Here is a 12,069-nt window from a genome sequence, read left to right as displayed (position 1 = left end):
CAAAAGGCTCAAACCCTGATTCTAGGGGTGGTGCACTTCAATGTTCAAGGGGCGTTCTCATTTATTGCAAAGAAAAAAGCAAGAGAAATGATATGTCTTTCACCTTCTGATAATCCATCTTCTAGTTCTCTTTCGTTTCCTTTGTGATCTTTAACTTTGAATGAAAAAGCATAATCCTTTGTCCTAGTGGAAGATTTTATATGTTCGAGCTTGAATGTTAAATCAAATTTTTCAATGATATCCACCATCTGAGTGATAATGTTCTGCGGTATCGTATTAGAAAGATAAGTTTCCAATTCTTTCTCTGCAGTTTTTAATTCGCTGGACTTACATCTTATTTCTTTCTCTACTTCCTTTTGCTTTTTTATAAGATCAATTTTTTCGCTTTCCAGAAAATCAAATTTATCTGTTAGTTCAGTATGTTTGAGAGTTTTTTGCCGTATTTCCTCTGTAATCTTACTTCTGTCTGAATACTTCTCCTTAAAACTTTTTACTTCTTTATTTTTTTCGGTAATAAGATCGTTGACACTGGTAACCGCTTTTTCTTTTTCTCGGTATAAACTGACAATCTCGTCGTAAGTTTCTACTACCACTATTTGTTTTCGGTCAATAGTTTTTAGCGATTCTAAAGCAACAAGCAACTCTTCAATTGCCTTCATTGAGACATCACTAAAAGTTCTGGTCAGAGTTGTTTTTTCTTCTAGTTTGTAGATGCCTTGAATCTCAAAATTCGCTTTTATTTCTTCTAATTTGTCAAAAACCGACGTTACTTCCCGTGGAAGCGAGTCTAAGCGTGATTTGAGGGTTTCTAATTCATTTTTGATGTAGCCAACGTCCTTAAGGAGTTTTTCTTTTTCCTTCTCGTACTCTTGGTCAAAGACGTTTCTATAGTACTCAATGACTCCTGAGGCGTTTGCGAGAGGTTGCATACATAAAGGGCAATTTTCATCTTTGTAGTCTACAGGTATTTGCTCCATAGAATGTTCAATAAATTGTCTATGTTTCTCAAAATGGGCTTTTATCTTAGCGTCTGATTCCTCTTGAGCCTTTTCTTTGATTTGACGAGTAAACAATTCAGTGTAGGTAGTTTTAGTGGATAAGGGGTTTAAAAATGCAATTTCCTTCAGTGAGGACAAATCGCTTATTTCAGAATGCTTCTTATTCAGTTTTTTTAAAGCTTCTATCTCCGCTTTTAGCTTTCCGGACTCTTCTTGGATATCAGTCAGAGTTTCTTGCCTAGTTCCTTTGTCTATATCTTTGTAAGTTTCGAAAAGTTCTTGGTCTTTCTTTGTATACTGTTTTTCTAAAACATCAGAATGAAATTCTTTTAGAATGGTTAACTCTTCTTGGTTTTTAGCAATTTTTTGTTTTAGTTCGTTAGCGTTTTTATCTAAGTCAACTATTAGTTTTCCCGATTTCTGCGTGTGTGCCCCTAGTCTGCGGTCGCTTGATCTGAAGCCATGTGTATGAACATTTGCATTAACAAAATCAATATCAAAAAAAAGGAGTTCCTTCTCATCGATCTGACACGTCCAGATATTATTTTCGTATTTACAAATCTGATTGCCACCTGTATCACTTGTTTCTATCTCAACCATCTTTGGTGAATTAGATGGAAAATCCTGTTTCCCAGAAACACTTTTTAGAACATCGCAAATGGTAGTTTTCCCCGTTCCGTTGTCGCCAAATACAATGGAGAATTTTTGCAATGATTGCTCCTTACCATCAGCATTCTTGCAGAATTTGTCCCATGAAAAATCCAAAAAAGATTTGTAATTTCTTATTGCTGCAATTTTTTTTATTTTCATGAAGATTCAAAATAATTCTTAATTCTTTTTTTTCAACAGAATGGTCATTCAGAAGTGAACCTCAAAAAATCAGGCAAAGTCTTAAGTATATTCCCTATTTTCAATAACAGTCAGGGAATTATTACGATCTTAAGACTTTCTTTGGGGTTTCCAGCAAGAGCAAAGCCTCTTTGGATATCCTCCAAGGAAAACCTGTGGGTAATCATCTTCTCTACGTCCACAGCCCCTTTTTCTATTAGAGAAAGCGCATCTTCAAGATCCCCAGGAGCTGCGGCGTAGGAACTTACGACCCGAACTCCAGACCACCAGTATTCATTAAAGGGGAAATCAAGTGTAAATTCCGGGTCGGAAGGAGCGAAAAAAAGGATTTTCCCCGACGGGGAAACAAGTTCGAAAGCACTTTTTATCGCAGCCTGCGCCCCTGTGCAGACTATCACCATATCCGAGAGGTATCCCGAGTTGTTTTCTCTCACGAGCGAAGCGATATCGTCATCGGAACTGAAAGCGCAATTGGCCCCGAAATCCATGGCCTTACGGAGTTTAAATTCGTTTGAATCGGTTGCGAAAACCGGCCCGGCGCCGAGATGAAGAACGCACTGAAGGCATAAAAGTCCCGCAATGCCGCTTCCGAGAATCGTCACGCTCTCCCCCGATTTCAGCCCCGCTGCCCGGATTGCTCTCGTGACGCAGCCCAAGGGTTCCGTGAACGATCCTTCCTCAAAAGAAACGCTATCCGGAAGATGAAGAACGCCCCGCTCGACATTCGGCGGTGCTACGCACACGTATTCCGAGAAACCACCCGGGTTAAAACCCGATTTCCTTATCATGGGACAGTTGGTGTGCCTGCCGGTGAGGCAGTAACGGCATTTCTCGCAAGGAACGTGGTGGGTGGCCACGACCCTGTCGCCCTCCTGGAACCGGCTCACTCCCGGCCCCGTTTCGGCCACCTCTCCCGCAACCTCGTGACCCAGCACCAAGGGAGCTTTCGGGACCCTGTACCATTCCATGAGGTCGCTTCCGCAGATTCCGCTCGCCCTGATCCTGATCAGTATCTCCCCTTCTCCCGGCTCGGGGCGGGGAAATTCCTCAATTCTTATGTCGCTGTTAGTGTGGTAGACTGCGGCAAGCATACTAGGAACTTTCTTCTTTTAGTTCCGTGAAGAGTTCGTGGGCCTGCTTTGGGGTCATGTTCTCGTGAACGATCCCGCGGATCGCCCTTATAATCGCCACGGGGTTGTCGCGCTGCCAAATGTTCCTTCCCATGTCGACCCCAGCGGCGCCCCGGGATATGGCCTCGTGAGTCATGTTGAAAACATCCATCTCGGTGTCAAGCTTGGGACCGCCAGCGATCACTATGGGGACAGGGCAGCTTCGGGTCACTTTCTCGAAATCCTCGCAGTAATAAGTTTTGACAAGACGCGCCCCGAGTTCGGCGCATATCCTGCAGCAAAGCGCGAGGTACCTTGAATCCCTTTTTTCAAGCTCCTTTCCGACAGCAGTTATCCCGAGAACCGGAATGCCGTACTTCTCTCCCTGGTTCACAAGCTCTGAGAGCCCCAAAAGGGTCTGTCTCTCAAACTCGGTTCCGACAAAGACGGAAAGCCCTACTCCCACAACATTAAGCCTTATCGCCTCCTCGAAATCTACTGTAATTCCCTCGTCCTCAAGATGCGGGCCCGCTATGCTCGTTCCTCCGGAGACCCTGAGCACCACGTTGGCTCCCGAGTCGGGGGAAACCGAGGTTCTCAGCACCCCTCTTGTGAGCATTATGGTATCGGCGTAGGGAAGAAGGGGAGTTATGGTTTCTTCAGGAACCTCAAGGCGGTGGGTGGGACCCAGGAAGTAGCCGTGGTCGAGGGCTAGCATTACCGCCCTTCCGGTATCTGGCCTTATAATGCGGGCCATCCTGTTTTTCATGCCCCAATCCATTAGAACACGTATCCTCCAATCGGCATTTCGCTAAACTCTAGAGCACAACCCGCCGCATGTCAAACACGCCTTGGAGCAAGAGATCGGGGACAGAGAGTCTTTAAATGCCACACGAGGGTTCTCCTGCTTCCGGGTGTAATTCTCCTTGTCCTGATATATACTTCTTCCGCTTGTGCATCTACGCCGCAGGAACGGCTTTAAGTTCGGTGCTCGCAAAAAACCTTTTTTTCGAAACCTTGCCGGAGGAAGAAAATGACCGGAAAAACCTTAAGACGAACCTTGAGCTTAAACACCCTCGCACTTATTGCGCCTCTGGCGCTTTTTCTGTCTTTTGCGGTTCTCTCGTGCCACGACGATGACGGTTCCCCGGAAGAAAGCGATCCCAGGGTCGGGATTGTCTATGACACCGTGGGGAAAGGCGACGGGTCATTCAATGATTCCGCATATGGGGGCATGAAAAGAGCCCAGGAGGAACTCGGAGCGGTGGTGAGCGAGGAAACGACTGACGGTACGGAGAGCAACCGCGAGAAGTTGCTTCAGTCTCTGGCCGATGACAATGATCTGGTAATAGCTGTCGGATTTTCATTTGAGAATTCAATAAAGAAAGTCGCAGCCGTCAATCCTGACACTAATTTCGCGGGTATAGACATCCTGCAGAGAGGCGACTCGCCGACGAATTTCGCAAGCCTGGTATTTAACGAGGCCGAGGGTTCCTTCCTCGTGGGGGTGGCGGCCGCCCTTAAAAGCGAAACCGGCAAGGTAGGCTTCATAGGGGGAGTATGCGGAACCCCTGACAGGCTCATTGAAAAGTTTGAGGCCGGGTTCATCTCAGGCGTTTTAGCCATGGTAAAAGGGATTAACAAGAACATGGAGGTCGAAACATCCTACCTGTCTCAGTTCTCAGACCCCCAGAATCCTGACGGGCCGCCCGACATAAGCGGCTTCTTTAACCCGGAGGGGGCTAAGGCCGCGGCGGAAGGGATGTTCAGCGGCGGTTCGGACATCGTTTTTCACGCCGCAGGGAGCTCTGGAGCGGGGCTTTTCGAGGCCGCCAGGGAATTCAGCTCGCAGGAGGACAATTCCAAGGTCTGGGCCATAGGAGTCGACTCGGATCAGTACGGAACCAGCGATGAATCCGTGCGGGAATACATACTGACCTCGATGCTCAAAAGGGTGGACACGGCTGTTTACAACATCATCAGGGCCCAAAGGGACGACGAATTCTCAGGCGGGACCGTGAACCACGACCTCGCAAACGACGGAGTGGGCTACGCCACGTCGGGAGGATTCGTAGATGACATCAGGGAGCTGATCGAAGGCCCAAAAGCCTTCATAGTCCGTGACCTGTTTGATGTCCCGACCGTTCCCTTTAAAGACTGCCGGGAACCGCAGACCTACAACCTCAGGTATTAGGAGCTGCTCACAAGCGAGCTTGCCGCCCTGAACCCCTCAAGAGCCCGTGATATGTGGTCTCCCGTGTGGGTCGCCATAAGCGACGCCCTTATCCTGCATTTTCCGGCGGGAACGGAGGGAGGCCTTACGGCCGGAGTGTAAATTCCCAGCTCGCGAAGCGCCGAGGCGAGCTCAAGGGTAGCTTCCGGTTCTCCGGTCAATACGGGCACGATCGCGCTCTGGGACGGAAGCACGTTAAATCCCATGTCGCAAAGACCCGACTTGAACTTATCTACAAGATCCATGAGATGTTTTCTTCTCTGCGGTTCATTCTCGATAATGCTGATCGCCTCGATTGAAGCGGCAAGAGATGCCGCGGGAAGGGACGTATCGAAAATGTAGCTTCTTGCCCTGTTTCGGATAAAGTCGACAAGACTGCGGCTGCCGGCCACGTATCCGCCCAGGGACCCGACGGCTTTCGAAAGAGTACCCATGACCACGGGGACCCTGTCCTCGACTCCGAAATATTCGGTGGCTCCGCTCCCCTTCTCTCCTAGAACTCCCATCGCGTGGGCCTCGTCCACCATGAGCATGCAGCCGTGACGCTCGGAGATCGAGCAGATCTCCCCGAGGTCCGTGAGGTCCCCGTCCATGCTGAACACCGTATCTGTGACTATGAGCTTCTTTCCGCCGCTCCGGCTCCTTGAAACCATGCGCCGAAGGCTGTCCGTATCAAGATGGGGATAGATCTTCACCCTCGCCCGGGAGAGCCTGCAGCCGTCTATTATGGATGCGTGGTTAAGCTCGTCGCTGAACACCGTGTCCCCTTCCCCGACTAGCGCGGCGATCGTTCCCACATTTGCGAGATAGCCGCTTGAGAAAAGAATCGCGGCCTCGGTCGATTTGAACTCCGCTATTTTTCTCTCAAGCGCGGCGTGAAGATCAGAACTTCCGCTCACAAGCCTCGACCCCCCGGAACCCGTACCGTACTTGGCGAGAGCCGAGGCTGCGGCCTCCACAATCCTCGGGTCGGTCGAAAGACCCAGATAGTTGTTGGAAGCAAGAAGTATGTGCTTTTTCCCGCCGATCAATATCTCCGGGGACTGCCCCGAGGCGATCTCCGTCAGCGTTCTGAAAAGATTCTTCCCCCGTATGGCCCTTAATTCATTTTCAATCCACTCGAGAGAATCGGGGGCATTCATCTGCACTAGCCCTCTTCAGTGACATTTTTTATGGAGAGATATGTCGCTCGCAGAAGTTTCGCGAGGTCATCCATCTCGATTCCCACGGGGGGCATGAGCACAACCACGTCCCCTAGCGGTCTTATGAGAACCTCGTGCGAGAGCGCCTCCTCGGCGACCTGCCACCCCATTCTCTCCGCCGCCTCGTAGGGCTTTTTCGTCTCTTTGTCGCTCACGAGCTCGATTCCGACCATAAGCCCCTTGTTTCTCACGTTTCCGACATGAGAGAGACCCTCGAACTCCCGAAGTTCGTTTTCCAGAAACTCGACTTTTTCTGAAAGGGACGCTAGGGTGTCGTTATTTCGAAAAGCCTCGAGATTGCCCATTGCGGCCGCACACGAAAGAGGGTTTCCGGAGTAGCTGTGTCCGTGAAAGAAGGTCTTGAATTCCTCGTAATCCCCAAGGAACTCCTCGTATATCTCATCAGTCGTTATTGTCGCCGAAAGCGGAAGGTATCCACCGGTCATTCCCTTTCCGAGAACCATCATATCGGGCGTCACGCCGTCGTGTTCGCATGCGAACATCTTCCCGGTTCTTCCGAAGCCGGTCGCCACCTCATCAACTATCATAAGCACGTCGTAGCGAGTGCAGTACTCCCTCACTTTCGCGAGGTAGCCGTCAGGAGCCACCACCATTCCTCCCGCAGCCTGAACACAAGGCTCAAGTATGACTGCGGCTATTTCATCGTGGTGCTCCTCTAGTATCTCCCCCATCTCGTCCGCGCACGCGATTTCGCACCCGGGCCAGGTTTTTCCGAGCGGGCATCTGTAGCAGTAATAGGAGGGAGCCCTGTAGGTCTTAAACAAAAGAGGCGAGAAAGCCTTGTGGAAGACGTCGATTCCCCCGACCGAAACCGCCCCCAGAGTGTCGCCATGATAACCGTTATCAAGGCACAAAAAAGCCTTTTTCTCCGGCTTACCTTTGTGGGACCAGTACTGAAACGCCATCTTTAGCGCGACCTCAACGGCACTTGCCCCGTCGCCCGAGTAAAACACTTTCTTAAGTCCCGGCGGACAGATTTCCACAATCTCCCTTGCAAGCTCGGCAGCCGGAGGATTGGTTATGCCCAGAAGAGTGCTGTGGCTTACGAGATCAAGCTGTTTTTTTATTGCCCCGTCAATCTCGGGCACCGCGTGGCCGTGGATGTTGACCCAGAGTGATGAGACGCCGTCTATGTACTTTTTTCCCTCGGAGTCTATGAGGTATGAACCCTCCGCACGCTCGATCACTATGGGACCCTTGCGCACGTAATCCTTCATCTGGGTAAACGGATGCCAGACGAATTCCCTGTCGTAAGACCCTATCTGTTTTGATCTGTCGCTCATCTCGGTTTGTCAGGAACACCGGAGCCCCCAAGTGAAAAGAATATCATGAAATCGCGGGAGCGGGGTTAGTTAAGAATTTCTTTCCTGACCGGCATCTGCAGGTCGTCAAGCATCCTGAGATCATCGCGCGGCGAGCGCCCGGGAGTAGTAAGGTAGTTGCCGAGGATCATGGCGTTTGCCCCAGCCACAAGACCCATCGCCTGGAGGTCGCGAAGCGTCACTTCCCTTCCCCCTGCAGTCATTATTATCTTGTCCGGGAGCACGAGCCTGTAAATCGAAATGGTTCTTACGGCTTCAAGCGGCTGTATGGTCTCAAGGTTCTCAAACGGAGTTCCGGGTCTCGGGTCAAGGAAGTTTATCGGAACCCAAGTGGGGTTAAGATCCCTTATCTCGAAAGCAAACTCCATTCTCTGACATATGCTCTCCCCCATGCCGAGTATGCCACCCGAGCAGAGATTCATGCCGGTTTCCTTTACCAGAAGGGCGGTCTTCAGCCTATCGTCGTAGCTGTGGGTTGTGCATATGCTGGGAAAATGGCTCCTGCAGGTCTCGATATTGTGGTTATATCTCCACACCCCGTGATCCCTGAGTTCATATGCCTGTTCCCTTGTTAGATCCCCCAGAGAACAGCCGACCTTGAGATTAGTTTCCGCGCAGAGAAGATCTACGGCCTCGAGAACCTTTTTGAATATCCTCGGCGTCGGGCCCTTGGCGCTTATCACTATGCAGAAATCCATGGCGCCCATTTTCTCGGCCTGCCTAGCGGCCCCGAGTATTCTCTCCGCCGCCATAAGCGGATGGGCCTCCACCTCAGTATCGAAATGGGCCGACTGGGAGCAGAAGGAGCAGTCCTCGGGACAGTTCCCCGTCTGGGCGCTTATTATGGACCGCAGAAACACCCCGTCACCCTTGTACTTAAGGGTAACCTTCCTTGCAAGCGATATGAGTTCAGAAAGCCGCTCCCCGGAAAGCTCGGTAAGTGCGAGGGCTTCTTCAAAGGTTATCTGTTCTTCCTTTTCAAGAAGTTTTTCGGAAACTACGTCAAGAATGTCTATTCTGGTTGCCTCTCGGTACTGAGTCTAGGGGGATATAAATTACAGAAACGGGCGGGGTTGTCAAACCAGTATGCCCGCGGGCGATGGGACGTCCGGCCGGAAAAAACATCCGAAACCGCGTCTTCGATATTCTCCGCGGAGCGGACTGTCCCGCCGCCGATTTTCCGTATCGTATGACGCACTCGGCCTGGAGGTCAGGGAAAGCCGGAGGAGTCGGGGACGCCTGTATGAGTGTGTGGAAGGTAAGCGCCGGTTCATTTCAGGTCGCAGGGTGATGTTGTTTAGTCCTGCCCTCAATGTTATATTTTTAGTAATAAAAAGTTCTAGCTGACTGGCCAGATGCTGTCGGGTTGTGTTCAAAGTTCCCTTGTAAAGCGCCAGGCAACGCCTTTCGAATTTAACTCTTAAGTCTTTGCCAAAACAGGCATGAGAGATGAAGAAAGCAATTTCGGGAGAAGAAAAAGGTTTTCACAATACGGGCTTGAGATACAGCGTCGGGTTTAGCAATGCCTTGCCGGCTGCGAACCGCAACGACCATCCTTGGCGCTGTCAGGACGAGAGGTTCACAGGGTGAAGCTGTCTCTCAGGCATCTTGTGGGCAGAAGCAGTGACGAAACCCCGTTTTCGCTGTCGCTTCCGATTCTTTCGGCCGGACTCACCGCGGGTCTCTGCATGCTGGTCATCGAGATTGCCTTTGGAACATTCATATTCTCCGGAGCGCTGGCCCCGTATTCATCCCAGGGAATCGGCCTGATACTGTTTGGAAACTTCGCCGCGTGCCTGCTCGTCGCAATTGTGGGCGGGTACCGCGGTACAATCGCGGGGCTGTCTCCCTTGCTTGTGCCGGTGATGGCGACCATCGCGGCCACGATGAAGGCGGATGCCCAGGTACTTTTCGTAACCACGGCGTGCGCGCTGATCATCAGCGCCGTGGCCGCGGGAATGTGCTGTTTTCTGGTCGGTCGGTTCCGGCTCGCCAACCTGCTGCGTTTCATCCCGTATCCGGTGGCCGGAGGATTTGTGGCAGGGATCGGGGGGGTCGTCTGTCTGGCAGCCTTGTCCCTGATGGGGGTAAATCTGGATTGGCGGGCAGTGGCGTCGCTGGAGTTGTCTGCGCTGTGGACATGGCTCCCGGGCGTCGCCTATGGGGTAATCCTGTATAGCGCCATCAGGCGTTGGGGAAATCCCTTGATCCTGCCGGTAAGCATTCTGCTCGCGATCGCCGCGTACCATCTTGCTCTTTCCGCCCTCGGCATTTCCGGCGCCGAGGCAAGGGCGGAGGGATTGCTTCTTGTCAGCACGGCGAAGGGGAACCTGTGGCCGGTGTTGTGGCCGGCCGACTTCGCGCACGTGGACTGGTCCGCGGTCGCCGGACAGATACCGAGCATGATACTGCTGATCCTGATTGTCCTGATCTGCGTCATCGTGGATATCGCCGGACTCGAGGTTGCCGTGGGAGAGGATATGGACTGGAACCGCGAGTTCCAGGCGACAGGCCTCGCCAGCATCGTCGGCGGACTCGGCGGGGGAACAGCGGCGAGCATAATCGTTTCCGCATCGCTGCGCAGCAAGCTCTTCCACGCTACCGCGCGAATGACAGGAGTTATCGCGGCCTGCTTCGTCGGGGTTGCCTTGTTGTTTGGCGACGAGATGCTGGAACTGGTGCCAACCGCTTTTGTCGGTGGAATACTGGTCTTTGCCGGTCTCATCATGCTGGACCAGGGACTGGTGAAGAGCCGCGAACGCCTGCCCGCGGCGGAATACGCAATCATTCTCCTGATCTTCGTCGTCATCCTCTTTTTCGGCCTGATAGAGGGCGCGGGCGTCGGCATGGTGGCCATCCTGGTGTTCTTCACCGTGCGCCTCAGCCGGGTGGATACGATCACGTCGCACTTCACTGCGCGCGAGCGTCGGAGCAACAAGACCCGCTCGGTCCCCGATCGCGCCATCATCCTAGCGGAGGGCGACCGGGTGCAGGCGTACCAGCTTCAGGGACACATCTTCTTCGGCAGCGCAAACACCCTGGTCGACCGTTTGAGGAAAGCCCTGGACGGCCCATCACGGCCTGCCTGCCTGATGATTGACTTCTCCGATGTTTCCGGGTTTGACTTTTCGGCGGTGAACGTGGTGGCCCGGTTCGTCCAGCAGGCAAACGTAGCGGGGGTGCAGGTGGTCTTAAGCGGTCTGTCAGAGAAACTGCGGTTCAGTTTGGAGAATAACATCGCTCCTTCGGTGTTTGAGGAACTGTGGCTGGAATCGAACGCCGATCACGGCTTGGAGCGCTGCGAGGATTTCATCATCGCGGCGTGGAATACGGATGCGGCCACGATGGAGCGGCATGTTTCGCTGCTTGAACACACCGTCGATGACCTCGAGCGCTATCTGGAGCGGCGGGTTCGCTTCGAGGACCTCATGGAAACGCTTTGGCCATGGCTTGTCCTCAAGAGCTACTCCGCCGAGGATGTCATCGCGGGACCGGACGTCCCAAGCGAAGGCCTGCAGCTGCTGTTATCGGGTCATGCCTCCGTCTACGATTCCGCGGGTCTGCGACTCCGCCAGTGCGGCCCCAGTGACGTTATCTGGCCGTCCAATCCGGCAGGTGACATGGAAACGACAGTAGTTGCAGACGAATCATGCTCCATAATGCTGCTCACCCCCAACGCCCAGGCCTGGGTTGAGAAACACGAACAGGGACTGGCAATCGAGTTGTATCGATACATGTTTGCCGAGCACTTCAGAACTGAGACGGAAGAGAACACACCTGCGGAAGAAGGATCCGGGGATTGAGAATGCAATAAACAGTCCTGAGCACAAGGGGCTCGACAGGATACGGTCAAAGGGCAAAAGCGGGTTTGACCAGATGGTTGCATTTAACGTGTTGGCAGCCAAAATACATCATCCGGGTTCGATGACAAGGAAGGCACGGAAGATTATGACGGCTAGGATGCCGTCTCCCGACTCGATCATCTCTCTGTTGCGCTCTCCGGTGAGCATGTTGAAGCGGTCCCAGATGTCTTTTTCGGTTTCCGGGGCGGGGGACTCGATGCTCGCATCCCACGGATCAAGCACTTCGAAACCGGATTCCCTGACGAGAGGCAGAAGCCACCCGTAGTAAAAATCCCGGCACGCTTCGGAGAAACCTAGCCCGCATATCTCATAAAACAGGAAGCGGGAAGTTTTTGGGACTGGATTCCGGATTTTTCCTGAACTGATCCTGACTTCGGCACATTCGTGTTGTAAGTAGCTGGAATTACACGCACGGGCATGCGCAGGTACACTACAAGCCCTGTTTTTCAGCGATTTTCCGTAATTCCGGGAG

General features: G+C 52.2%; 10 protein-coding genes. 3 read left to right on the top strand and 7 right to left on the bottom strand.

Annotated elements, in window-relative coordinates:
• Positions 1-44 precede the first annotated feature (44 nt).
• The 3 genes from OXG75_06935 to lsrF form a co-directional block, all read right to left on the bottom strand.
• The gene (locus OXG75_06935; GenBank protein MCY3625706.1) at positions 45-1,808 is read right to left on the bottom strand and encodes an AAA family ATPase; all 1,764 of its coding nucleotides are present in this window, start codon (positions 1,806-1,808) and stop codon (positions 45-47) included.
• 110 nt (positions 1,809-1,918) lie between these two features.
• Positions 1,919-2,938: an alcohol dehydrogenase catalytic domain-containing protein gene (locus tag OXG75_06930; GenBank protein MCY3625705.1), complete on the bottom strand. Its 1,020-nt coding sequence runs from the start codon at positions 2,936-2,938 to the stop codon at positions 1,919-1,921.
• Between the two features lies 1 nt (position 2,939).
• Positions 2,940-3,737 (bottom strand): 3-hydroxy-5-phosphonooxypentane-2,4-dione thiolase, encoded by a 798-nt coding sequence (lsrF, locus tag OXG75_06925; GenBank protein MCY3625704.1) that lies wholly within the window; start codon positions 3,735-3,737, stop codon positions 2,940-2,942.
• Positions 3,738-3,989: 252 nt separating this feature from the next.
• On the opposite strand from lsrF, the gene OXG75_06920 reads away from it, so the two are divergent.
• Positions 3,990-5,150, top strand: coding sequence for a BMP family ABC transporter substrate-binding protein (locus tag OXG75_06920; protein MCY3625703.1), 1,161 nt, complete (start codon positions 3,990-3,992; stop codon positions 5,148-5,150).
• On the opposite strand, the gene bioF is transcribed toward OXG75_06920, so the two are convergent.
• The 3 genes from bioF to bioB form a co-directional block, all read right to left on the bottom strand.
• Positions 5,147-6,331, bottom strand: a complete 1,185-nt coding sequence (gene bioF, locus OXG75_06915) for an 8-amino-7-oxononanoate synthase (protein MCY3625702.1) — start codon at positions 6,329-6,331, stop codon at positions 5,147-5,149. The genes OXG75_06920 and bioF overlap by 4 nt on opposite strands.
• Before the next feature lie 5 nt (positions 6,332-6,336).
• Positions 6,337-7,695: an adenosylmethionine--8-amino-7-oxononanoate transaminase gene (bioA, locus tag OXG75_06910; protein ID MCY3625701.1), complete on the bottom strand. Its 1,359-nt coding sequence runs from the start codon at positions 7,693-7,695 to the stop codon at positions 6,337-6,339.
• A gap of 65 nt (positions 7,696-7,760) precedes the next feature.
• Complete coding sequence (bioB, locus tag OXG75_06905) at positions 7,761-8,699, bottom strand: biotin synthase BioB (protein ID MCY3625700.1); 939 nt, start codon at positions 8,697-8,699, stop codon at positions 7,761-7,763.
• Positions 8,700-9,183: 484 nt separating this feature from the next.
• Here bioB and OXG75_06900 point away from each other — a divergent pair, with 484 nt between their 5' ends.
• The gene (locus OXG75_06900; GenBank protein ID MCY3625699.1) at positions 9,184-9,324 is read left to right on the top strand and encodes a hypothetical protein; all 141 of its coding nucleotides are present in this window, start codon (positions 9,184-9,186) and stop codon (positions 9,322-9,324) included.
• Positions 9,325-9,422: 98 nt separating this feature from the next.
• Entirely contained in the window at positions 9,423-11,537 is a 2,115-nt protein-coding gene (locus OXG75_06895) for a SulP family inorganic anion transporter (protein MCY3625698.1), read from the top strand.
• Positions 11,538-11,645: 108 nt separating this feature from the next.
• Here the strand turns inward: OXG75_06895 and OXG75_06890 are convergent.
• On the bottom strand, positions 11,646-12,069 hold a 424-nt coding region (locus tag OXG75_06890), incomplete at its 5' end, for a hypothetical protein (protein ID MCY3625697.1).

The organism is Candidatus Dadabacteria bacterium, assembly GCA_026705445.1.
Taxonomy (GTDB): Bacteria; Desulfobacterota_D; UBA1144; order Nemesobacterales; family Nemesobacteraceae; genus Nemesobacter.
This window is presented reverse-complemented; position numbering and strand designations above follow the sequence as displayed.